Consider the following 20,558-nt stretch of genomic DNA (forward strand, 5'->3'; position numbering starts at 1 on the left):
CAGTGACCCAGGACACCCGGCTGACATGTCCCGGCCACCTGGCTGCAACACTGTCAGTTCCGGCAACGGCGCCGGTCAGGTCCATCTGCACAGTCCATCGCCCCGGAGGCGTGACCACATGACCCAGACCGCCGATCCGACCACGTTGGTGCTTCCCGCCGAGCTCAAGCCGTCCGACGGCCGCTTCGGCTGCGGACCGTCCAAGGTGCGCCCCGAGGCCGTTGCGGCCCTCGCGTCCGAGGGTGCGGCACTGCTCGGCACCTCTCACCGGCAGAAGCCCGTCAAGAACCTCGTCGGTCGCGTGCGTTCCGGGCTGCGCGAGCTCTTCCAGCTTCCCGAGGGCTACGAGGTCGTGCTCGGCAACGGTGGCACCACGGCGTTCTGGGACGCGGCGTCGTTCGGCCTGGTCCGCGAGACCGCGCAGCACTTCACCAACGGTGAGTTCTCGTCCAAGTTCGCGAAGGTCACCCAGACCGCGCCGTTCCTGAAGGACTCGCTGGTCACCAAGGCCGAGCCGGGTACCGCTCCTGAGCTCTTCTACGCCGAGGGCGCTGACCTCGTCGGATGGGCGCAGAACGAGACCTCGACCGGTGTGGCGATGCCCGTCACCAGGATCGAGGGTTCCGGCGACGCGCTCATCGCGATCGACGCGACGTCCGGTGCCGGTGGCCTGCCCGTCAAGGCCGAGGACTTCGACGTCTACTACTTCGCGCCGCAGAAGTCGTTCGCCTCGGACGGCGGCCTGTGGATCGCGCTGATGTCGCCTGCCGCGCTCGCGCGCGTCGACGAGCTCAAGGACCGCTGGGTGCCGGAGTTCCTGTCGCTGCCGACCGCGCTCGACAACTCCACCAAGGACCAGACCTACAACACGCCGTCGATCGCCACGCTCTTCCTGCTGGCCGAGCAGATCGACTGGATCAACGGGAACGGCGGCCTCGACTGGTCCGTCGGGCGCACCAAGGACTCGTCGTCGCGCCTGTACTCCTGGGCGGAGAAGACCGCGTACACCACGCCGTACGTGGAGAAGGCCGAGGACCGCTCGCAGGTCGTCGGCACGATCAACTTCTCCGACGACGTGGACGCGGCGACCGTGGCGAAGGTGTTGCGCGCCAACGGGATCGTCGACGTCGAGCCGTACCGCAAGCTCGGCAAGAACCAGCTGCGGGTCGCGATGTTCCCGGCCATCGAGCCGAACGACGTCACGATCCTCACGCAGGCCGTCGACTGGGTCGTCGGCCAGCTCTGATCCGGTCAGAACAGCAACCTGGGGTGCACCGACGAGTTCTCGGTGCACCCCAGGGCTTTTTCAGGCGAGTGCTTCCGTGGGCGACTGTCGAGCCGCCCGCACCGCGGGATAGACGCCGGCGATGGCGCCGATGAGGATCGCCGAGCCCACTCCCCCGAGCAGGGCCGGCCACGGCAGTGCCGCCGGCCATTGCTGACTGATCGAATACCCGGCCGTGACCGCGATTCCCACGATCACGCCGACCAGCCCGCCGAGGCCGGACAGCAACACCGACTCGGTGAGGAACTGCCATCTGATCTGCCGCCGGGTCGCCCCGAGCGCCCGCCGCAGACCGATCTCCCTGCGCCGTTCCAGCACCGAGATCACCATCGTGTTCGCCACGCCGACGCCACCCACCAACAACGCGACCCCGCCCAAACCCAGGAAAAGCGCGTTGTAGGAACTTTCCGCCAGCTGCTGGGCTTCCAGCGCCTCCGACGGCCGCGACACCTTGACCTCGTTGGACTTCTGCGGGTTCAGCGTCGGCCCGAGCAGGTTGCGGACGTTCTCCACCTGGTCCTCGGACGTGCGCACGTACACCGTGTTGGCGTGGCCCTCGAACCCGAAGGCCCCCTTGGCCGCCTCCCAGCCGATCAGTGCGGACCTGTCGATCTCCGGCGAGAGCGGCAACGGCCCGAGGATGCCGACCACGGTGAACCACTGACCGTCGATCCACAGCTGCACGCCGGGCTTGTCGACGCCCAGGCGGGAGGCCGCTGTGCCTCCGAGCACCACCGACTTCTCGCCCGGCGACAGCCACCGGCCCTCGCGGACCTCGGCGTTCAGCACCTTCAGCAGGTCCTTCTCCGCTGCCTGCACCTGGAGGCCGAGCGTGTCGCTCGACGGCACGAGATCGTTCTTGCGGACGCTCGCGGAGATCTTGGCGGTCGCGCTGGCCGCCGACACCGCGCCGATCCGCTTGGCCATCGGCACCGCGGTCTCCGGCAGCTTCGCGTCCTGGCCGAAGAAGTCCTGGCCGGGTGCGGCGGTCAGGAGGTTGGTGCCCAGCTTGGACATCTTCTCCTTCAACGCCGCCGCGCTGGAGGCGGGGATGCCGACGACCGCGACCACCGCCGCGATGCCGATCGCGATGCCCAGGGCGGAGAGGACGGCGCGGATCGGGCGGGTCCGCATGCCGAAGAAGCCCAGGCGCAGCAGGTCGATCACACGATCACCCCGTCTCGCACCTCGACACGGCGCGGCGCCCATGCCGCGATGTCCCGGTCGTGCGTGATCAGCACGACCGTCGTGCCGTCGGAGTTGAGGCTCTCCAGCAACTCCAGCACGCCCGCGCCGTTCTGCGTGTCCAGGTTCCCCGTCGGCTCGTCGGCGAGCAGGATCCCCGGTGTGTTCACCACGGCCCTGGCGATCGCGACCCGCTGACGTTCACCACCGGACAGCTCGTGCGGCTTGTGCAGCGCTCGGTGGATCAGTCCGACTCTGTCCAAAGCGGACATCGCCAGAGCGCGTCTCTTCGAGCGCGGCACGCCCGCGTAGACGAGCCCGGAGGCCACGTTCTCGATCGCGGACAGCCCGTCGGTGAGGAAGAACTGCTGGAACACGAAGCCGATCGTGCGCGCTCGCAGGGCCGACAAGGCGTTGTCCGACAGGGTGGAGATGTCATTGCCGTCGATCTCGACCTTGCCCGCCGTGGGCTTGTCGAGCGTGCCCATCAGGTGCAGCAGCGTCGACTTCCCCGAGCCGGACGGTCCCACGATCGCGAGCATCTCCCCGCCCCCGACGGTGAGGGAGACGTCGCGCAACGCCTGCACACCACCGGGATACGTCCGGCTCGCGTGGTCGACGGTGATCACTCGGTGGTCACCACCTTCATGCCCTCGCGCAGGCCATCGCCCTGCACCTCGACCTGGCCCTTGGCGAAGATGCCGACGGTGACCGGGATGGTCTTGCCGTCCTCGGTGACCACGCCGTAGCCGCCCTCGTTCAACGCGAGCAGCGCGCCGATCGGGACCGCGAGCACGTTCTGCTTCTTGCTCACCGTGAACAGCGCCGTGACGTTGGCGGTGTCGAGGCCTTCCGCGGCCTTGGGGTCGTCGACGGAGATCGTCAGGACGATCTTCGGCTTCTGGCCCTGGTTCGGGTCGCCGGAGGTGCGGGTCATACCGGTGATGGTGCCGGTGGTGGGCTTGCCGCCGGTGATCGACAGCTCGACCTTCTCACCCTGCTTGGCAAGGCGCTGCTTGGACTGTTCCAACTCGACGGTCACCGCGCGTTCGGTTCCGGTGACCTTCATCAGGTCGCCACCGGCCGGTGCGCCGAGCTGGCCGGTCAAAGAGGACACCCGGATCGCGCCGGGCTGGACGACCACGTCACCGGAGCCGAGCTTTCCGGTCTGCTCCAGGCCGTTGGCCTTCTGCCACTTCTTCAGCGCGGTGGCCGTGTAGTAGGTGAACTTCTCGTCGGGGGTGCCGAAGTCCTTGAACCCCAGTGCGGCGAGGTTCTCCTCCACCACCTTGACGTCGGGCCCGTTCGACATGCCCGACTCGAGGTCGCGGTAGAGCGGCATGGTGCCGTAGAACAGCGGCACCGGCTTGGCGTCCGACCAGAACACCGGTTTGCCCTGGTCGATGACAGCGCCCTGGTTCGGCAGCCCGGTGATGGTGCCACTTTTCCGGCCGGCCAGCGCTCGTTCCGCGCCGAAGCCGAGCTGGCCGCTGACCGACTGCTGGTCCGCCAGGTTCGCCTTCTTGACGGAAGCGGTCTTCGACGGGTTGTTCTGCAGCGGTGCGGCGTTGGCCTGGTTGGACGCGACTCTCGTGAGCACCACGACCGAACCGGTGCCGAGCACCACCGCGGCGACGAGCGCGGCGATGAGGATCTTCCTGTTCACGCGGCGCTTCATCCGACGGGCCTCGCCGCGACCATGCCTTCACCGAGGCCGCAGTCCTTCATGTCCTGCTTGACCTTGTCGTCCTCCATGTCGGGCAGCTCGATGCTCTCCGCCGCGCCGCCGCCCTCGAACTTCGGGTCGGGCCAGTTGTGGCCCTTGTCCCGCATGCACTTCGCCTGCTGGCGCATCTTGTCCTGCTCCTCTGGCGACGGCGGCTTGAACTCGCCACCGTTGGGCAGGTGCTTCTTGCAGGCCTCGTGGGCGGTGTTCATCTTGTTCTCGTCGATGGATCCGGCGTCGCCGCCGGGCATCGCCTCGATCATCACGCCGCCGTTGTCGTCCTGCTTCGGATCCGGCATGTCGACGCCGTTCTCCCGCATGCACTGGGCGAACTTGACCATGTCGCCCTTCTCGTCCTTCTGGGCCCCGCCGGGCTGGTCTTTCGCCCCACAGGCGGTGAGCGCCAGGAGCAGGCCCAGCAACACTGCGATGGTGGATTTCATGGCGACAGGTCTACGGAGGACGTCGTTCGCCGGCGTTAAGCGAAAGCCTTTATCCGGCGCTTATCCCCGATCCACGGAAAATGGCTGTCATGCGTGTGCTGGTGGTCGAGGACGAACAACTGCTCGCGGACACGATCGCCGAAGGGTTGCGCAGGTTCTCGATGGCGGTGGACGTCTGCTACGACGGCGAAGCGGCGTTGGAACGTGTGGGGGTGCACGCGTACGACGTCGTCGTGCTCGACCGGGACCTGCCTCTCGTGCACGGCGACGAGGTGTGCAAGGCGGTGCACGCGACCGGTGGTGAGGCGCGGGTGCTGATGCTGACGGCTGCGGCCGAAGTGGACGATCGGGTGGCAGGGCTCGGGCTCGGTGCCGACGACTACCTGACCAAGCCGTTCGCGTTCGCCGAACTGGTGGCCCGCGTGCAGGCGCTGGGTCGCAGGGCGCGGCCCGCGTTGCCGCCGGTGCTCGAACGCGCGGGCGTCACACTGGACCTTCCCCGGCACCAGGCGTCGCGGAACGGGAGGTTCCTGCCGCTCTCTCCCAAGGAGTTCGCTGTGCTGGAGGTGCTGATGAGGGCGGAGGGCACCGTGGTGAGCGCGGAGGAGTTGCTGGAGAAGGCCTGGGACGAGCACGCGGACCCGTTCACCAACGCCGTGCGGGTGGCGGTGATGACGCTGCGCCGCAAGCTGGGCGCGCCGCAGGTCATCGAGACGGTGCCCGGTGCCGGCTACCGGTTCGGCTCGTGAAGCTGCGGACCAGGCTGACGGCCTGGTACGCCGGGGTGTTCCTGATCGCGGGCGTCGCGCTGATCGGGCTCAACTACTGGCTGCTCGCCGAGTGGGCGCCGTTCAACGAGGGGGTCGTGGCGGCACGGGCCCTGCCGACGTACCCGGATGCGATCGAAGTGGCGCAGCTTCCCGCCGACACCCTGGTGATCACCGCTGACCAGGTCAAAGCCAGCACGATGAGCACGGTTCTCTGGCAGTCGATCATCGCGTTGCTGGTGGCCGCGGTGCTCGCCGTGTGGCTCGGCTGGGTGGTGGCCGGGCGGGTGCTGGCGCCGTTGCACGAGATCACGTCCACCGCGCACCGGCTGGAGGCGACACGGCTGGACCAGCGGATCGAGCTGGAGGGGCCGCCGGACGAGCTGAAGGAGCTCGCGGACACCTTCGACGGGATGCTCGACCGGCTCGCGTCGTCGTTCGACAGCCAGAAGCGGTTCGTCGCGAACGCCTCGCACGAGCTGCGCACGCCGTTGGCCGTGCAGCGGACGTTGATCGAGGTGGCGCTGGGCGACCCCGGCGCCACGGATGAGGTCCGCAGGCTCGGCGCGCACCTGCTCGACACGAACGAGCGCAGCGAGAAGCTGATCGACGGGTTGCTGCTGCTCGCGCGCAGTGATCGAGGGCTGGCCACGCGGGGGCTGGTGTGGCTCGACGAGACCGTCGAGGACGAGGTCGAGTCGTGCGTGTCGCTGGCGGCCTCGAAGAAGGTCACCTTCGACGTGTCGGTGCGGCCGTACCTGGTCGAGGGAGATCCGGTGCTGCTCGCTCAGCTCGTCGGGAACCTCCTGCGCAACGCCGTGCTTTACAACAAACCCGGCGGAACCGTGTCGGTCCGCCTTGATCGGGATCTCGTCGTCTCGAACACCGGGCCGACCGTGCCGGCGGAGGCGGTACCAGGGCTCTTCGAGCCGTTCCGCAGGCTCCGCGACCGCACGGGAACCGCCGGATCCGGCCTCGGTCTGTCGATCGTGCAGTCCGTGGCGAGGGCGCATCAGGGGTCGGTGAAAGCTCGTCCGAACGGAGGAGGCGGCCTGGTGGTCCAGGTGAACCTTCCGGAAACGGGCGTGCGACAGCCCTCGTGAACTGGCAAGATCACGTAGAGATATCGGCGCGCCTCCCGCTTCTGGGCGGCTCGTTGTCCTAACGTTCTTCGCTGGCGAGGTGCAAATTCAGGGAGGCCACGATGCGAGCGCTGCGAGTCATCGGGCTCGACGAGGACGGCAAGTCCGTCATCCTCGAGGACCCCGAAAACCGCGGCGAGCGCTTCACGCTCCCCGCTGACGAGCGCCTTCGGGCGGCACTGCGCGGTGACCTGGCCCGCCTCGGCCAGATGCAGATCGAGTCCGGTGAGGCCCAGATGCGGCCGAGAGAGATCCAGGCCCGCATCCGCGCCGGTGAGTCGATCGACCAGGTCGCGGCCGCCGCGGGCATGCCGACGCACCGCATCGAGCGCTTCGCCTACCCCGTGCTCCTGGAGCGGTCGCGCACGGCCGACCTGGCCCAGCGCGCGCACCCGGTCCGTGAGGACGGCCCCGACGTGCAGACGCTCGGGGAGGTCGTCGCGCACTCGTTCGGGCTGCGTGGGCACGACCTGTCCGACACCTCGTGGGACTCGTGGCGCGGTGACGACGGCCGCTGGATCGTGCAGCTGCACTGGAAGACCGGGCGCTCGGACAACCGGGCGCACTGGGCGTTCCACCCCGGTGCGCAGGGCGGCACGGTGACGGCGCTCGACGACGCCGCTGTCGACCTGATGGACCCGAACCCGAACCGGACCTTGCGCACGGTGCGGCCGGTGACGCAGCTGGCGAGGCAGGCTCTGGAGGCGGCTCCGGTGGTCACTCCTCCCGCCCCCGTGGCGGAGGAGCCAGCGCCTGCTCCGGCACCCGCGCCCGCGCCCGCACCGGCTCCTGCCCCGGCTCCGGTCGTGGCGGAGAAGCCGGTTCAGGAGAAGCTGCCAGAGCCGGAACCCGCACCTGCCCCGCCTCCACCACCGGTGAAGAAGGAGCAGGAGCCCGCGGCGGAGAAGCCGGTCCGCAAGGACCCTCCTCCCAAGCGGGGGAAGAAGAACCACCCCATCGTCCCGTCGTGGGAAGACGTTCTACTGGGCGTGCGGTCGAACCGCTGACTGAGGCGCTGACACCGTGGGACGTCGTGTCGCGCTGGCTGCCGGAGTGGGTGCACTCCTCGGGCTGGCTTGGTGGGGAGTGTTCGAGCTCATCGCCTCCGGCGCGGTGTGCTCGTTCGAGGACTGGGGCTGCCTCGGCACCTTCGTGATGACCGTTCCGGTCTTCACGGTGGTGGCGGCGGTCCTGGGCGGGTTCGCGTTGCGTTCGCTGAGCGTGTCGCGGGCATGGCTGGTGGCCGTGCCCGCGACCCTCATGGCGGTGGTCGCGATGGTCTTGCTGCTCGGGATGCCGTTTCTCGCCTTCGCGGTGTTCGCCGCCCTGTACTCGCTGATCGCCGTGCTCACCCGGTGAAGGTGCTGTGGAGGCTTCGTGCAGATCGGCCTGATCGGTTCGAAGATCAGATACCTCTTGGCCCATGTTGTTGCGCAGTGTTGTGGGGGCGTGCGCCGGAGCTCTCGTAGGCATCGGATTCGCGTTCACCATCGACGGGCTCAGGCAGTACTGCTACCTCAGACCCGGCCGCACCGGATGCGGTGATTCGAGCCCTCTGCTCCTCCCACCGATCTTCGTGTTCTGGATGCTCGTCGCGGGCGTGCTGATCTACACCGGGTTCCGGTTGGCACGCATGACACGCGGCTGGTGGGCGACAGGAGTCGGCAGCGGGCTGTGGGTGGTGCTGATCGTGGCCGTCGTCTGGTTCAAGGCCCTCTTCCTCGACATGTACCAGGAGGACGGTCACCTCTTCCTGCTGAACGCCGCCGTGATCACGTCTTGTGTCGCCTACGCGATCGCCACGTCGTGCACCGGCCGGCGAAGGACGGTGTGACAGTGCTCGTACGTGGCGTTACCGTCGCCGTCGTGTTCCTGGTGCCCGCGGCGATCGGGGCGTTCTGCGGAGCAGGGTGGATCGCGTCGCTCCAGTTGGCAGGCACCTTCGCGTGCAGCGGCGGGCAGCGGTGCGTCGTCCCCGCGTATCTGCTGATCCCGGCGTTGGCCTTGGCCTGGACGGGTGCGGCGTGGGGGCTGCTGAAGTTCGCGACGCTCCCCCGTGCCGGGTTCACCGCCGTCGTGGGGACGGTGTGTTCGTTGCCGTTGACGCTCATCAGCAGCCAGGTGCTCAGGGCGTTGCACCTCGATCTGCCCGGTGACGGAGGGATCCTCGTCATCGCGGTGGGAGGAGCCGGCGGATACGCCTTGGCTGCCGTGGTGACCGCTGGTTACGGTGGTCGGCGTGACCGAACAGAGCACCACGGGCAAGACGGGTAGGGCGGGACGCCGGCTGCTGTTCAGGGTCGTCCTGTCGATGGCCGTCGGGGCGGGGCTGGTGCTCGGGTGGACGTGGGCGTACGAGTCGGGCTTCCTGAAGTCGTGGCTCGACAGCACGTCCATGTCGACGTTCCTGCTGCTCGTGCTGATCGGGCTGCCGCTCGCGCTGGTGTCCTCGCTGGTGCTCGCAGGGCCGATCCTGTGGGTCTTCGGGGTGCGGCCGGTGTGGCCGATCATCCTGCTGGGGCCGATCCTGCTGGGGATCGGGCTCTACTTCAAGGCGCACGAGCCCGTCCTCGGGTGGTTCACGAACCGGCACCACGCCGAGGCGTTGCTCGCCGCCGTCGCCTACGGGCTTGTGGGGTTGTTCACGTTCAAGAGGTGACCGGTACCTCGTCCAGCAGGTGCAGGTCCCAGCCCTCGCGTTCGCACCAGTCCTCGGCCTCCTCGCGGGACACCAGCATCGCGTGCCGCGGGCGAGGGCCTGCCAGGTGGTCCCAGCCGTCCGGAGCGAGGACGTAGTTCACTCCGTCGAGTGAGGCGATGAGCCGTCCGTGTGGAAACGCCATCGTCTGCTCAGTTCGCAGAAACCGCGTCATGGTGGTCATCGTGCCCTTGACCTCGACCTAAGTCGAGACAGCAGGCTCCGGTAGGGAGAAAAACCGGATGCTGAGTGTCGGTCGTCCTTCGTAGTTTGGAGACGACCTGAGGGGGCTCATCGCGTGAGCGATCAACGTAACTCGACGATCAGGACCTTGCGGAGGCTGTGGCCGTACGTTCGGCCGCACCGCGCACGGATGGCTGTCGTGCTGTCGGCGACCATGCTCGCGATGCTGTGCGGTCTCGGCATCCCACTGCTCACGCAGCGCATCGTCGACGGTCCGATCCAGAACAAACAGACGGCGCTGCTCCCGTGGCTGATCGTGGGCGTGCTGGCGCTCGGGATCAGCGAGGCGGCGCTGTTCTACATCCGCCGCAAGATCGTCGCTCGGCCCGCGGCCGAGGTCGAGGCGCGCATGCGGTTCGACCTGTACCAGCACCTGCAGCGACTGCCGGTGGCGTTCCACGACCGATGGCAGTCGGGTCAGCTGCTGTCCCGCGCGACGAACGACCTCACGACCGTGCGGCGGTTCGTCGCGTTCGCGATCGTCTTCCTGATCGTGAACAGTCTGGTCGTGCTGATCGGGCTGGGCATCATCGCGGCGCTCTCGCCGTGGCTGCTGATCGTGTCGCTGTGCGGCTCGTTGCCGTTGATCGTCATCTCGTTCTTCTTCGAGTCGAAGTTCAAGGTCATCGCACGCAGGGCGCAGGACCAGGCGGGCGACCTGACCACGACGGTCGAGGAGTCGGTGCTCGGCATCCGGGTGCTCAAGGCGTTCGGGCGCGGGCCCGAGCTGTCGAAGCGGTTCCTGGCGCAGGCCCGTGAGCTGCGGGGAACCGAGCTGAAGAAGATCTCGATCCTGGCCGCGCTGTGGTCGGTGCTGATCGTGCTGCCGGAGCTGTCGATCGCGGGCATGCTCGGCGTCGGCGCCATCGGCATCATCAACGGCACGATGACGGTGGGCACGCTGGTCGCGGCCGTCGCGGTGAGCGCGTACCTGCGCTGGCCGATCGACTCCATCGGCTGGCTGCTGGCGGAGACGAACCAGTCGGCCTCGGCGCTGGAACGCTACTGGGAGGTCATCGACTCCCCAGTGGCGATCACCAGTCCGGCCTCGCCCTCGCCGGTGCCCACGCCGCTGCGCGGGCATGTGCGGTTCGAGGGCGTGCGGTTCGCGTTCGAGGACGGCCGTGAGGTGCTCGCGGGCGTGGATCTCGATCTGCGGCCCGGCGAGACCCTGGCGCTCGTCGGTGCGACCGGCTCCGGCAAGACGACGCTGACCGCGCTGGTGCCGCGGCTGGCCGACGTGACGGGCGGCCGGGTCACGATCGACGGCGTCGACGTGCGGGATCTGTCGCTGGAGGACCTGCGGACCGTGGTCGGCACCGCGTTCGAGGAACCGGTGCTGTTCTCGGCGTCGGTCACCGAGAACGTGGCGCTGGGCGTGCCTGACGTCGACGAGGCGCGAGTGCGCGAGGCGCTGCGGGTGGCCAAGGCCGAGGAGTTCGTGGACGCGCTGCCGTGGGGTATCGCGACCCGCATCGGCGAGCAGGGCCTGTCGCTGTCCGGTGGTCAGCGGCAACGGCTGGCGCTGGCCCGCGCGGTCGTCGGCAGGCCGGCGGTGCTGGTGCTGGACGACCGTTGTCGGCGCTGGACGTCACACCGACGGCCGAGGTGGAAGCGGCGCTGCGACGGGTGTTGCACGGCGTCACGGCGCTGGTCGTGGCGCACCGCCCGTCGACGGTCCAGCTCGCGACCGCGTCGCGATGCTGGTCGACGGCAAGATCGCCGCGATCGGCTCGCACCGGAAGTTGCTGGAAGTCAACGAGGAATATCGACGTCTTCTGTCCAGCATGGACGACGAGAAGATCGAAGAGGAGGTGGCGTCGTGAGTGATGTCGTTGTGGCTCAACAAGAAGAAGAATGGCGCGGCGTCGCCGCCGAGGAGATCGACGAGATCTCGCACTCGACGGGCCTGCGCCTGCAAGCCCGCTCGCGCAAGCTGCTGGGTTCGCTGCTGCGCCCGCACGTCGGCCGCACGTCGCTGGCGATCGCCGCGGTGGTCGGTGGCAACCTCGCGAACCTCGCGGGGCCGCTGCTGATCGCCGCCGCGATCGACAAGGGCATCCCGGCCGCGATGGGCGGCGGCGCCTCGATCCTGGTGTGGTGCGTGGCCGGCTACGCGGTCTGCGCGGTGCTGACGACGTTCCTGCGCTGGGCGTTCCTGCGGGTCTCCGGCCGCGTCGGCCAGGACCTGCTGCTGGACCTGCGCGGGCGGATCTTCCGGCACTCGCAGCGGTTGTCCGTGGGCTTTCACGAGTCCTACACGTCCGGCAAGGTCATCTCACGGCTGACCAGCGACGTCGACGCGTTGCAGGACCTGCTGGAAGAGGGCCTGGACAGCCTGTTCAACGCCGCTCTGTCGGTGGCGGGCATCGCGGTGATCCTGATCTGGCTCGACGCACCGCTGGCCATGGTCGTGGTCGCCGGCTTCCTGCCGCTGTACTTCATCTGGCGCTGGTTCCGCCGTCGCTCGATGGAGGCCTACCGAGGCACGCGCGGCGCCATCGCCAAGATCATCGTCCAGTTCGTCGAGTCCATGAACGGCATCCGCGCGGTGCAGGCGTTCCGACGCCAGCCCCGCAACGAGCAGATCATGAAGGGCTTCAACGGCCAGTTCCGCGACGCGAACACCGACGCGCTGGGCGTGATGGCCACGTTCGTCGCCACGATCCGCGTCATCGGCAACGTGTCACTGGCCATCGTCCTGGCCTGGGGCGCCTACCGAGTGGCGGGCGGCGCACTGGAACTGGGCGTGCTCGCGGCGTTCACGCTGTACCTGCGCCGCTTCTACGACCCGTTCGACGAGCTGGCGATGTTCGCGAACTCGTACTCCTCCGCCACGGCCGCGCTGGAGAAGATCTCCGGCGTCCTGGAGGAGAAGCCGTCGGTGCCGGAACCCGCGTCCCCGGTGGCTCTGCCGCACGCACGGGGCGCCGTCCGGTTCGCCGACGTCGAGTTCCAGTACCCCGGCGCGTCCCGGCTGGTGCTTCCGCGCTTCTCGCTGGACGTGCCTGCCGGCGAGACCGTGGCACTGGTCGGCGCGACCGGTGCCGGCAAGACCACGCTGGCCAAGCTCGTCGCCAGGTTCTACGACCCGTCGGCGGGCTCGGTGCAGCTCGACGGCCACGACCTGCGCTCGATCGCCGACACGGACCTGCGCCGCGCCGTGGTGATGGTGACCCAGGAGAACTTCCTGTTCTCCGGCTCGGTCGCGGACAACATCGCCCTGGGACGTCCGTCGGCATCTCGGGCCGAGGTCGAAGCCGCGGCCGCGGAGGTGGGCGCGCACGAGTTCATCGCCGCCCTCCCCGACGGCTACGACACGGACGTCCGCAAACGAGGCGGTCGCCTGTCCGCAGGCCAGCGCCAGATGGTCGCCTTCGCCCGCGCTTTCCTGGCCGACCCGGCGGTACTGGTCCTGGATGAGGCAACATCATCGCTGGACGTGCCCACCGAACGCGCCGTGCAGGCCGCCCTGGAGACAGTGCTGGCCGACCGGACGGCGTTCATCATCGCCCACCGCCTGTCCACGGTCCTGATCGCAGACCGCGTACTGGTGCTGGATGGTGGCATTGTGGTGGAAGACGGCTCCCCAGAGGAGCTGATCGGTGAGCGGGGCCGGTTCGCCGCCCTGCACACGGCCTGGCGCGACTCGCTCGCCTAGGTCTGTGGTCGCGTTCGCGCCAATGGGGATCTGGCGCGAACGCGACCTCACGACTTCCAGCCGGCGCTCAGCCGTTCTCGCAATCCAGAGCCGTCCGATAGGTTCACCCGCGAAGCTCCAAAAGACCTAGGAGGGTTCGTGGAGTTGCGAGTCCGGGACGGCCGCGCCGTGCTCGCCGGGGAGGACGAGTCCGGTGAGCGCGAGGTCGACCCGCACAGCCTGCCCCTCGGCGCCGATCTCGCCGAGGCCCTGCACGAGTGGGCGAAGGTCGCCGACGCGGTGGTGCGCACCGAGACACCGGCCGACGGCGTGGCCAGCGCGCTGGTCACCCGCAGAGGCAAGCAACTCGCGGGCAGAATCGCGTCAGTCATGAACGCACCTGTCCGCTACACCGATCCGGTCAGCGGAGAGCTGGTCAGCGTCGACGTGCCGGAAGCGCCCGTCAAAGCCGCGTCCAGAGTCGAGACGGTGGTCGAGGACGAACCCGAGCCGACGCCGTGGGGCACCGGGCTCACGGTCAGCGTCATCACGGCGGCGATCGTCACGGTGACCGTGGTGTCGCTGTCGCTGGGTCTGGGCGAGACCAGCAGGTGGCTTGCGCTCATCGCGAACGTGCTGGTCGTCGGCGGTCTGGCGCCGTCGGTGTGGCTGGGCCGCAAGGTTCCGGTGTGGCGCTGGGTCGCGTACGGCGTCGTCACCGGCGTGATCGTCGCCTGGCTCTCGCTGATCCTGACACTGCTCTAAAGCGACGCTGCTCTAAAGCAGGGCGTAGAACGCCACCGCGCCCGCGGTGGCGACGTTGAGCGAATCCACGCCTGACGCCATCGGGATCCGCACCGCCACGTCCGCCGCCGCGATCGCCTCGTCGGTCAGCCCCGGCCCCTCGGAGCCCAGCAGCACCGCCACTCGACGTCCGCGCAGACCCGCGTCCGCAAGATGCAGGGCCGACGCGCGCGGCGTCAGAGCGGCAACTGTGAACCCCTTGTGCCGCAACATGTTCAGCGCCGCGGGCCACTCATCCGTGGTAGCGAACGGCACGCGCAGCACGTGGCCCATCGACACCCGCACACTGCGTCGATACAGCGGATCGCTGCAGCCAGGGCCCAGAACGACGCCGTCCACGCCCAGGGCCGCGGCGTTGCGGAAGATCGAACCCAGGTTCTCGTGGTCACCCACGCCCTCCAGCACGGCGAGCCGGCGCGCGCCGGAGACCAGCTCGTCGAACGACACCGCGGGAGCGCGATCAGCCGCGGCCAGCACACCCCTGTTCAGGTGAAATCCGACGACCGACGCCATGACCTCAGCCGACGTCACGTAAGCGGGAACGTCCAGGTCAGAGAGGTCGAGCGCCTCGATCCGCCGCCTCACCCCGAGCAATCCGCGCACCGGGTACGGCGAAGCCAGCAGGCGTTCCACCACCACGACACCCTCGGCGATCACGAGACCGCGCCCACCTGGCCTGTCAGGCCTGCGGTCGGCCGTCGAGAGGTCGCGAAAGTCGTCCAACCTCGCATCAGCCGGGTCGTTGATCTCGATCACCTTCGCCACGCCGGAAGTTTCGCATCCGACCGGATGTGGAACAGGCGAGGTAGTCCGGAGGACGGAACCGCACACACCCGACCAGCGGATGATCGCTGGTTGTTACCTCGATGTGACAGAGAGCACCGATTTGGGCGATGTATAGGAGGTTTCCGCTGTGTCACGTTGAGCGTTCCGCCTGGCCCGCGCCCACCGGCGCCGAGCGAAGGGGTAGCGGCATGGGAAGCGAAGTGTCCAGCCGCACGTTCACCAGAGACGATCGCCAGCGCTACCGCGAAAAGATGCAGCGGAGTCTCGACGCATTGGCCACGATGCTGGCAGAAGACACATTTTCCTTTCCCCGTCGGCAGATGGGGCTCGAGATCGAGTTGAACCTCGTCGACGACGCGATGCGGCCGGCGATGGCGAACTCGGAGGTGCTCGAGAAGATCGACGATCCTTCGTACACGCTCGAGCTGGGCCAGCAGAACCTGGAGATCAACGTCCCACCGCGCGAACTGGCCGGCGGCGAGATGCTCGGCCTGGAGGAGGAGCTGCGCGAGTCGCTCGACAGCGCCGACTCGAAGGCCCATGACGTGGGCGCCAACCTCGCCATGATCGGCGTGCTGCCCACGTTGCGAGAACGGCACTTCGACAGGAAGTGGCTCTCCGACAGCCCGAGGTACGCCCTCCTCAACGACACCATCTTCGCCGCGCGTGGCGAGGAGATGGTGCTGCAGATGGAGGGCCCCGCGATGCCGGGCAAAGGGCCGGAGAGCCTCCTCAGCTACGCGGAGTCGATCCTGCCAGAAGCCGCCTGCACCTCGGTGCAGCTGCACCTGCAGGTCGAGCCGACCGACTTCGCCGCGCACTGGAACGCCGCCCAGTGCCTGGCCGGTGTTCAGGTCGCCATCGCCGCGAACTCGGCTTTCCTGCTGGGCAAAGCGCTCTGGCACGAGACCCGCATCCCGCTGTTCCAGCAGGCCACGGACACCCGACCGGACGAGCTGAAGAACCAGGGCGTCCGTCCGCGCGTGTGGTTCGGTGAACGGTGGATCACGTCGATCTTCGACCTGTTCGAGGAGAACGTGCGCTACTTCCCCAGCCTGTTGCCCGAAACCGACGACGAGGACCCGATCGAGACCCTCGAAGCCGGTGGCGCGCCTCGTCTTTCCGAGCTGCGCCTGCACAACGGCACGATCTGGCGTTGGAACCGCCCGGTTTACGACGTCGTGGACGGCGTGCCGCACCTGCGCGTGGAAAACCGCGTCCTGCCCGCGGGCCCGACAGTTCTCGACACGATGGCCAACGCGGCCTTCTTCTACGGCACCCAGCGCGCACTCGCCGCGCAGGAACGTCCACTGTGGACGCAGATGTCGTTCCAGGCGGCGGAGGAGAACCTCTACACCGGCGCACGGCACGGCATGAACGCCCAGCTGTACTGGCCGGGCATCGGCTGGATCCCGCCGGACGAGCTGGTGCTGCGCAGGCTCCTGCCGATGGCACACGAGGGCCTTCGCGACTGCGGTGTGTCCGACGAGGCGCGCGAACGCTACCTCGGTGTGATCGAGCAGCGCTGCCTCGCGCGGCGCACGGGATCGTCGTGGCAGCGAGAAACCGTTGCGCTGCTTGAGGAACGCGGCCTGTCCCGGGAAGCGGCGTTGCCCGGGATGCTCAAGCGGTACATGGAGCTCATGCACGCCGGCGAGCCGGTGCACACGTGGAACGTGGGCTAGGGCTGGAGATTCTGCTGGAACTTCTGCCAGACGGTCTTGGGCAGGCCGGCGTCAACGGCGCCGCCGGCCTCGTCCCCGCCGACGAACACCGACACCGACAGCTCCGGGGTGTACCCGATCATCCACGCGTGCCGAATCCTGGCAGGGTCGTCCAGCGGCCACACACCGGGACGGCACACCATCACGGGATTGCTGCCGCAGACGGGGTCGTCCCTCAGAACCTGAGCGACCTGGTTCGCGATCTCCTTGCTGCGCAAGGGATCCCGGTCGAACGCGGGTTGTGGGGTGTCCAGCACCCGGTACAGCGTCGCGCCGTTCACGTCGGTGACGTGCGTGATGAAGTGGGCGTCGCGGTGCACGCCTTCCGCGGCGAACGTCGCATACGCGGACGCCAGGTCGAGCGTCTTGCCCTCCTGCAACGCCGCAACGGCGGTGAACGGGAAGAACGCCGAACCGGGTTCCTTCACCACACCGCCGGCGTGGTCCACAGCGGGGTCGTTGCCCGGCGCGTAGGCCTTCACCGCGCCACTGGCGGAGTCGACGGAGGTCACCGAGTAACGCAACGGCGCCCCTGACTGCGCGGCAGCCGTCTCGCGGATCGCCGCCGTCGCACCGGACTGCGCCTTCGGGTTGATCGTCGTCACCACGATGGCACCGGTCCGGCGGAGCTTGTCCAGCGACAGCGACGCGCGCGTCGCCAGCTCCCTGACCAGCTGCCTGACCAGCGGCGTCTCCGTTGCCACACCACCACCGCGACAACGGCACCGACCAGAACCAGCGCACCCAGAACGGGCAGGAATCGCTTCATCGAAGCCCCCAGTGGCTAGATCCGCTCCACGAACCTCTGCCAGACGGTCTTGGGCAGACCGGTCCCTCTGACCGGCGCGCCGGTCGAGTCGTTCGCCGGTTTCGACGCGTCCGCGCTGCCGACCATGACGGTGATCGCCATCCGATCGGTGTACCCGACGGTCCAGGCGTGGCTGGTCTCGCCGATCGCGGTGCTCGCCGGCAGGTCGTGCTCAGCAGCGCGGCACACGGCGTTCGGACAGAGCGTGTTGTCCTTCAGCACGGTCGTGACCTGATCCGCGATCGCCTTGCTCTTCGCGCTGTCGGGGTGGAAGGCGGACGCGGTGCTCTTCGTCGACTGGTACAGCGGGTTGCCGGCTTCGTCGGTGACCTTGGTGACGAAGTGCGTCTTGTGGTGCACACCGCCCGCCGCGAACGTCGCGTACACCGTCGTCAGGTCGAGCGGGCGCATCTGCGCGGTGTCCAGGCCGAGTGAGAGGCCCCCGTTCGGGGTTCCGCCGTCCTCGCCGACGAGCAGCTTCTTCTCCTCGCCGCCGATGACAACGGCTTCCGGCACACCCGCCTGACGCGCTGCGGCCGCGGTCCGCGGCATCCCGATCTTGTTGACGACCAGGTCGTACATCACGACGTTGCTGGACTTGGCGAGCGCGTCGCGCACCGTGCAGCGTTCACCGCACTTCGCCTTGTCGGTGATGACCGCACCAGCGATCTTGCGCGGCGCCCTGCCGTCCAGCGTGGTGTCGAGGGTCTGGCCGTTCTGCAGTCCGGCGACGACGTCGACCGGGAAGAACGCCTGCCCCGGCTCCTTCAGCACCCCACCCGCGTAATCGGTCTTGTCCTCGCCCCGCGGCGCCCGGCACGTAGGCCACGACTCCGCCGGTGGCCGGATCGACGGCGGTCAGCGAATACCGCAGCGTTCCCGGCTGGGCAGGCGCGGTCATCTCGAGCGCGGTGAGCCCCGCGGCCTGCGCCTTGGGGTCGATCGTCGTCATGACGGTCGCGGCGGCTCTCCGCAGATCATCCGGTTTGAAGGAACCTTGTGCGCGCAGCTCGGCCAGCACCTGCAGCACGAGCGGCGACTTCGGATCGCCGTCGCGACTGCTCCACAGCGGCGACCCGTCCGCGTACTGCACCACGAAGTCCTTCAGCGGTGCCGGCGGTGGCGGTGGCGCGTCCGACCGTTGCCAGACCACCACCGCAACGACGGCACCGACCAGCACGAGCGCACCCAGAACAGGCAGCAAACACTTCACAGAACTGCCCCAGAGCACATCCCCGGGGGTCAATCTAGCGGCGGCGTCCAGCCTTCAGCGGTGCAACGTCAGCACCGTCGTGGGAGATCCGGCACTCGTCCGGCGTCACGGCCTCGACCGCCAGCGTCAGCTCGCCCTTCACGCCCGTGTAGATCGACTCACCGCGGGACGCCAGCGAGGCGTGCACGCGGTTCGAGTCGGTGAAGTCGCGCTCGTCCTTCACGCGCTTCTTGCCCGTCTCCTCCGGCCGGGTCGCGCTGCGGAGGTTGACCTCCAGCCAGGCCGCGACCTCGGCGGGCGAGGTCAGCACTTCCTCAGGGGTGCGCTCGAGCCGGACCTGCCGAGGAGAGGCGTGGTCGAGCGACGTGTGCTCCACATAGGCGTGCCAGTGGGTGTTGCGCATTGACCAGGTCTGTTCGACCGGCCAGTCCTCCTCGGTGGTCATGCCCCATATCTTCCACCCTTAACACGAGGAAACGTGAGGAGGTCGCACACGTTGATCTCGCGATCCACTCGCACGGCCGAAGCGAGCCTCCGATCGTGCGTGACCAGCAACAACGTTCCCTCGTACGTTTCCAACGCCTGTTCCAGCTGTTCGATTGCCGGCAAATCGAGATGGTTCGTAGGTTCGTCGAGCACCAAACAGGTCGTGCCGCGAGCTTGGAGCAAGGCCAAGCCCGCGCGCGTGCGTTCACCCGGCGAGAGCTCCCGCGCCGGCGGCAGCACGCTGTCCGCGCCCAGCCGGAACTTCGCGAGCAGGGTGCGCACCTCGACGTCCTGCAGCCCGGTCGCGTCCGCCACGATCCGCAACGCCGAGTCGTCGCTCGCGAACTCTGCCCTGAGCTGGTCGACCTCCCCGATCACGACACCCGGCCCGATCGAGCGGCACCCGACACCAGCGGAATCCGGCCGAGGAGCGCACCGAGCAGCGTCGACTTGCCGGAGCCGTTCGGTCCGGTGATCCGCCACCGCTCTCCCCCGCCGATCGTGAGATCGATCGGCCCGAGCGTCACGTCGCCGCGGCTGACCACGGCCTGGCGCAACGTGAACGCGACGGAGCTGCCGCGCCCGGCGGACGGCAGGGTGAGCCGCAGTTCCCACGCCTCACGCGGCTCCTCCGCGACCTCCAACCGTTCCAGCTGACGGTCCACAACGGACGCTTTGGCCATCAGGTTCTCCGCCGCCTGCTTGCGGCCCGCACGGATGTTCTTGTCCGGCTCGTCGTTGCGCGCCTTGGCGTTGCCCGCACGCCGCACACCCTGCCGCGACCACTCCTTGACCTGCCGGCTGCGCTGCACCAGCGAGTCGCGCTTGGTCGCGTACGCCTCGTACTCCTCCTGCGCGCGGCGGCCCGCGTTCGCCTTCTCCTCGACGTAGGCGTCCCAGCCGCCGCCGAACACGGCGAGCTTGTGCGAGAACTCGTCGAGCTCTGCGATCGCGGTCGTGGTGCGCGCCAGGAACTCCCGGTCGTGACTCACCAGCACGATCGCGCCCTGATACCCCGTGACGTGGGACTCCAGAAGATCGAGCCCGGTGGCGTCGAGGTCGTTCGTCGGCTCGTCGAGCAGCAGCACGTCCGCACGCGTCAGCAGCACCGCCGCGAGCCTGAGCCGTGCCTGCTGACCACCCGACAGCTCGTCGGGCGCACGGCCGTCGAGCAGATCGGCGCTGAGGCCGAGGCGTTCGCAGACGGCGTCCGCGCGTTCGTCGAAGTCACCGGCACCGATGGCGGTCCAGTGGTCGAGCGCGTCCGGGTAGTCCTGCCCGCCGCCCTCTGCCAGGGCCTCGGCCGAGCGTTGCAGCCACTCGTCCGCCTTCGCGACGCCGGTGCGGCGAGCGAGGTGGTCGCGCAGCGACTCTCCGGGTTGATGGAGGGTCTCCTGCGTCAGGTGCGCGAGGGTTCCTGTGCTGGAGACGGACCCGGTCTCGGGCTGCAGCTCACCGGAGAGCAGACGGAGCAACGTCGACTTGCCGACTCCGTTGGGCGCGATCAGACCGACGCGGTCACCAGGCGAAACATCGAAATCAACCTCCGAGATCACGGTCCTCGGACCGAACGACAGCGAAATGTTCCTGGCTGTCAGCACGGACACG

23 protein-coding genes are annotated in these 20,558 nt (G+C 68.6%); 11 read left to right on the forward strand and 12 right to left on the reverse strand.

Annotation, left to right across the window (positions count from 1 at the left end; genetic code table 11):
* Positions 1–118: 118 nt before the first annotated feature.
* Positions 119–1,246 (forward strand): phosphoserine transaminase, encoded by a 1,128-nt coding sequence (serC, locus tag FXN61_RS06260; protein ID WP_167971106.1) that lies wholly within the window; start codon positions 119–121, stop codon positions 1,244–1,246.
* Positions 1,247–1,306: 60 nt separating this feature from the next.
* On the opposite strand, the gene FXN61_RS06265 is transcribed toward serC, so the two are convergent.
* From FXN61_RS06265 to FXN61_RS06280, 4 genes are read right to left on the reverse strand one after another with little or no spacing between them, the layout of a single operon-like run.
* Complete coding sequence (locus FXN61_RS06265; protein WP_167971108.1) at positions 1,307–2,494, reverse strand: ABC transporter permease; 1,188 nt, start codon at positions 2,492–2,494, stop codon at positions 1,307–1,309.
* Positions 2,449–3,099, reverse strand: coding sequence for an ABC transporter ATP-binding protein (locus FXN61_RS06270; RefSeq protein ID WP_167971110.1), 651 nt, complete (start codon positions 3,097–3,099; stop codon positions 2,449–2,451). The genes FXN61_RS06265 and FXN61_RS06270 overlap by 46 nt, the downstream gene beginning before the upstream one ends.
* Positions 3,096–4,136 carry a peptidoglycan-binding protein gene (locus FXN61_RS06275; protein WP_312877570.1) on the reverse strand — a complete coding sequence of 347 codons (1,041 nt, stop codon included), beginning with the start codon at positions 4,134–4,136 and terminating at the stop codon, positions 3,096–3,098. The genes FXN61_RS06270 and FXN61_RS06275 overlap by 4 nt, the downstream gene beginning before the upstream one ends.
* An 8-nt stretch (positions 4,137–4,144) precedes the next feature.
* Entirely contained in the window at positions 4,145–4,639 is a 495-nt protein-coding gene (locus FXN61_RS06280) for a hypothetical protein (protein WP_167971114.1), read from the reverse strand.
* Positions 4,640–4,728: 89 nt separating this feature from the next.
* Between FXN61_RS06280 and FXN61_RS06285 the strand changes: the two genes are divergently transcribed.
* The 7 genes from FXN61_RS06285 to FXN61_RS06315 all read left to right on the forward strand — a co-directional run bounded on the left by FXN61_RS06285 (position 4,729) and on the right by FXN61_RS06315 (position 9,207).
* Positions 4,729–5,388 (forward strand): response regulator transcription factor, encoded by a 660-nt coding sequence (locus FXN61_RS06285; protein ID WP_167971116.1) that lies wholly within the window; start codon positions 4,729–4,731, stop codon positions 5,386–5,388.
* The gene (locus FXN61_RS06290) at positions 5,385–6,509 is read left to right on the forward strand and encodes a sensor histidine kinase (RefSeq protein WP_167971118.1); all 1,125 of its coding nucleotides are present in this window, start codon (positions 5,385–5,387) and stop codon (positions 6,507–6,509) included. Before FXN61_RS06285 ends, FXN61_RS06290 begins: the two co-directional genes overlap by 4 nt.
* Positions 6,510–6,610: 101 nt before the next feature.
* Positions 6,611–7,555 (forward strand): septation protein SepH, encoded by a 945-nt coding sequence (sepH, locus tag FXN61_RS06295; protein ID WP_167971120.1) that lies wholly within the window; start codon positions 6,611–6,613, stop codon positions 7,553–7,555.
* Between the two features lie 16 nt (positions 7,556–7,571).
* Positions 7,572–7,907 (forward strand): hypothetical protein, encoded by a 336-nt coding sequence (locus tag FXN61_RS06300; RefSeq protein ID WP_167971122.1) that lies wholly within the window; start codon positions 7,572–7,574, stop codon positions 7,905–7,907.
* Between the two features lie 64 nt (positions 7,908–7,971).
* Entirely contained in the window at positions 7,972–8,382 is a 411-nt protein-coding gene (locus tag FXN61_RS06305) for a hypothetical protein (protein WP_167971124.1), read from the forward strand.
* Between the two features lie 32 nt (positions 8,383–8,414).
* On the forward strand, positions 8,415–8,822 hold the full coding sequence (locus FXN61_RS06310) for a hypothetical protein (RefSeq protein WP_167971126.1): 408 nt from the start codon (positions 8,415–8,417) through the stop codon (positions 8,820–8,822).
* Positions 8,788–9,207: a hypothetical protein gene (locus FXN61_RS06315; protein WP_167971128.1), complete on the forward strand. Its 420-nt coding sequence runs from the start codon at positions 8,788–8,790 to the stop codon at positions 9,205–9,207. The genes FXN61_RS06310 and FXN61_RS06315 overlap by 35 nt, the downstream gene beginning before the upstream one ends.
* Here FXN61_RS06315 and FXN61_RS06320 read toward each other — a convergent pair.
* A complete protein-coding gene (locus FXN61_RS06320) occupies positions 9,197–9,421 on the reverse strand; it encodes a hypothetical protein (protein ID WP_246290838.1) in 225 nt (74 codons plus the stop codon). The two genes, FXN61_RS06315 and FXN61_RS06320, sit on opposite strands and share 11 nt — an antisense overlap.
* A gap of 198 nt (positions 9,422–9,619) precedes the next feature.
* Between FXN61_RS06320 and FXN61_RS51570 the strand changes: the two genes are divergently transcribed.
* Complete coding sequence (locus tag FXN61_RS51570) at positions 9,620–13,150, forward strand: ABC transporter ATP-binding protein (protein ID WP_246290840.1); 3,531 nt, start codon at positions 9,620–9,622, stop codon at positions 13,148–13,150.
* Between the two features lie 138 nt (positions 13,151–13,288).
* Entirely contained in the window at positions 13,289–13,894 is a 606-nt protein-coding gene (locus tag FXN61_RS06335) for a DUF2537 domain-containing protein (RefSeq protein WP_167971132.1), read from the forward strand.
* Positions 13,895–13,906: 12 nt separating this feature from the next.
* Here FXN61_RS06335 and FXN61_RS06340 read toward each other — a convergent pair whose 3' ends face one another.
* The gene (locus FXN61_RS06340; RefSeq protein ID WP_167971134.1) at positions 13,907–14,698 is read right to left on the reverse strand and encodes a TrmH family RNA methyltransferase; all 792 of its coding nucleotides are present in this window, start codon (positions 14,696–14,698) and stop codon (positions 13,907–13,909) included.
* Positions 14,699–14,907: 209 nt separating this feature from the next.
* On the opposite strand from FXN61_RS06340, the gene FXN61_RS06345 reads away from it, so the two are divergent.
* Positions 14,908–16,404 carry a glutamate-cysteine ligase family protein gene (locus tag FXN61_RS06345; RefSeq protein WP_167971136.1) on the forward strand — a complete coding sequence of 499 codons (1,497 nt, stop codon included), beginning with the start codon at positions 14,908–14,910 and terminating at the stop codon, positions 16,402–16,404.
* Here FXN61_RS06345 and FXN61_RS06350 read toward each other — a convergent pair.
* The 6 genes from FXN61_RS06350 to FXN61_RS06365 form a co-directional block, all read right to left on the reverse strand.
* On the reverse strand, positions 16,401–17,147 hold the full coding sequence (locus tag FXN61_RS06350) for a hypothetical protein (RefSeq protein WP_167971139.1): 747 nt from the start codon (positions 17,145–17,147) through the stop codon (positions 16,401–16,403). The two genes, FXN61_RS06345 and FXN61_RS06350, sit on opposite strands and share 4 nt — an antisense overlap.
* Positions 17,148–17,227: 80 nt before the next feature.
* Entirely contained in the window at positions 17,228–17,974 is a 747-nt protein-coding gene (locus tag FXN61_RS06355) for a penicillin-binding transpeptidase domain-containing protein (protein ID WP_246290851.1), read from the reverse strand.
* Positions 17,880–18,455 (reverse strand): hypothetical protein, encoded by a 576-nt coding sequence (locus FXN61_RS51575; RefSeq protein ID WP_246290842.1) that lies wholly within the window; start codon positions 18,453–18,455, stop codon positions 17,880–17,882. The genes FXN61_RS06355 and FXN61_RS51575 overlap by 95 nt, the downstream gene beginning before the upstream one ends.
* Before the next feature lie 43 nt (positions 18,456–18,498).
* The gene (locus FXN61_RS06360; RefSeq protein ID WP_030467775.1) at positions 18,499–18,909 is read right to left on the reverse strand and encodes a hypothetical protein; all 411 of its coding nucleotides are present in this window, start codon (positions 18,907–18,909) and stop codon (positions 18,499–18,501) included.
* Positions 18,906–19,328 carry an ATP-binding cassette domain-containing protein gene (locus tag FXN61_RS55110; RefSeq protein WP_312877573.1) on the reverse strand — a complete coding sequence of 141 codons (423 nt, stop codon included), beginning with the start codon at positions 19,326–19,328 and terminating at the stop codon, positions 18,906–18,908. The genes FXN61_RS06360 and FXN61_RS55110 overlap by 4 nt, the downstream gene beginning before the upstream one ends.
* The gene (locus tag FXN61_RS06365) at positions 19,325–20,557 is read right to left on the reverse strand and encodes an ATP-binding cassette domain-containing protein (RefSeq protein WP_312877574.1); all 1,233 of its coding nucleotides are present in this window, start codon (positions 20,555–20,557) and stop codon (positions 19,325–19,327) included. The genes FXN61_RS55110 and FXN61_RS06365 overlap by 4 nt, the downstream gene beginning before the upstream one ends.
* Between the last annotated feature and the right edge of the window lies 1 nt (position 20,558).

This window comes from Lentzea indica (assembly GCF_012184385.1).
GTDB lineage: Bacteria > Actinomycetota > Actinomycetes > Mycobacteriales > Pseudonocardiaceae > Lentzea > Lentzea indica.

Bases quoted from the DNA above. Each gene is read 5' to 3' on its own strand.
- sepH (WP_167971120.1), top strand. From the start codon at position 6,611: ATGCGAGCGCTGCGAGTCATCGGGCTCGACGAGGACGGCAAGTCCGTC.
- FXN61_RS06285 (WP_167971116.1), top strand. From the start codon at position 4,729: ATGCGTGTGCTGGTGGTCGAGGACGAACAACTGCTCGCGGACACGATC.
- FXN61_RS06280 (WP_167971114.1), bottom strand. From the start codon at position 4,639: ATGAAATCCACCATCGCAGTGTTGCTGGGCCTGCTCCTGGCGCTCACC.
- FXN61_RS06320 (WP_246290838.1), bottom strand. From the start codon at position 9,421: ATGACGCGGTTTCTGCGAACTGAGCAGACGATGGCGTTTCCACACGGA.
- FXN61_RS06360 (WP_030467775.1), bottom strand. From the start codon at position 18,909: ATGACCACCGAGGAGGACTGGCCGGTCGAACAGACCTGGTCAATGCGC.
- FXN61_RS06305 (WP_167971124.1), top strand. From the start codon at position 7,972: ATGTTGTTGCGCAGTGTTGTGGGGGCGTGCGCCGGAGCTCTCGTAGGC.
- serC (WP_167971106.1), top strand. From the start codon at position 119: ATGACCCAGACCGCCGATCCGACCACGTTGGTGCTTCCCGCCGAGCTC.
- FXN61_RS06345 (WP_167971136.1), top strand. From the start codon at position 14,908: ATGGGAAGCGAAGTGTCCAGCCGCACGTTCACCAGAGACGATCGCCAG.
- FXN61_RS06265 (WP_167971108.1), bottom strand. From the start codon at position 2,494: ATGGGCGCCGCGCCGTGTCGAGGTGCGAGACGGGGTGATCGTGTGATC.
- FXN61_RS51570 (WP_246290840.1), top strand. From the start codon at position 9,620: ATGGCTGTCGTGCTGTCGGCGACCATGCTCGCGATGCTGTGCGGTCTC.